This is a genomic window from Mycobacterium gordonae (assembly GCF_002101675.1).
Lineage (GTDB): Bacteria > Actinomycetota > Actinomycetes > Mycobacteriales > Mycobacteriaceae > Mycobacterium > Mycobacterium gordonae.
The window spans coordinates 1-1,133 of record NZ_LQOY01000075.1 but is presented as its reverse complement, the minus strand read 5'-3'; the positions used below and the strand labels follow the sequence as shown (position 1 = coordinate 1,133).

At 61.6% G+C, this 1,133-nt stretch carries 1 protein-coding gene; it reads left to right on the top strand.

Features of this window, described 5'->3' with window-relative positions:
• Positions 1 to 46 precede the first annotated feature (46 nt).
• Positions 47 to 1,132: an IS630 family transposase gene (locus AWC08_RS12115; protein WP_069435491.1), complete on the top strand. Its 1,086-nt coding sequence runs from the start codon at positions 47 to 49 to the stop codon at positions 1,130 to 1,132.
• Position 1,133: the final 1 nt, after the last annotated feature.

Genomic DNA, 1,133 nt, shown 5'->3' with positions numbered 1-1,133 from the left:
CTAGTGTCCTGAGTCATTAGTTGCAATCTAGTTGTTAGACTGGGTTGTGCCGACGCCACATGCTGCCGTGATTGTGTTGACCGCCGATGAGCGGGCCGAGTTGGAGGGTTGGGCGCGGCGCCGGACCAGTGCCGCCGGCCTGGCGATGCGGTCGCGAATTGTGTTGGCAGCAGCCGATGGCGGTTCCAACACTGAGCTCGCTGAGCGGCTCGGGTTGTCGATCACAACGGTGCGCCGGTGGCGTAACCGGTTCGTCGTCGACCGCCTCGACGGTCTGCTCGACGAGCCTCGGCCGGGCCGGCCCCGAGTGGTGGGCGATGAGCGGATCAAAGATTTGATTACCGCGACGTTGGAGACCACACCACCAGATGCCACGCATTGGTCGACACGCTCGATGGCGCAGCAGTTGGGCTTGAGTCAGTCGATGGTCTCGCGGGTGTGGAGAGCGTTCGGATTGGCGCCGCATAAACAGGATTCATGGAAGTTGTCCAAAGATCCGTTGTTCGTCGAGAAGGTCCGCGACGTCGTTGGGCTGTATCTGGATCCCCCCGAGCGTGCCGTGGTGCTCTGTGTCGATGAGAAGACGCAGATCCAGGCGCTCAACCGCACTGCGCCGGTGTTCCCGATGCTGCCCGGCATCCCGGCACGCGCCACCCATGACTACGTGCGTCACGGCACTTCGAGCCTGTATGCGGCACTGGACCTGACCACCGGCAAGGTCATCGGCTCACTGCATTCGCGGCACCGCTCCCAGGAGTTTCTGGCGTTCCTGAAGAAAATCGATGCCGAGGTCCCCACCGACCTGGACTGCCACGTCGTGCTTGACAATGCCTCCACCCACAAGACCCCAGCGGTGAAGCGTTGGCTGACAAACCATCCCAGGTTCGTACTGCACTTCACCCCGACCAGCTCGTCGTGGCTCAACCTCGTCGAACGCTGGTTCTCAGAATTGACCACCAAGAAACTGCGCCGCGCCACCCACACCTCAGTCCGACAACTCAACGCCGACATCCGCTCCTGGATCGCCACCTGGAACGACAACCCGCGCCCCTACGTCTGGACCAAGACCGCCGACCAAATCCTGGCCAGCATCGGCAACTACTGCACTAGAATTAATGACTCAGGACACTAGT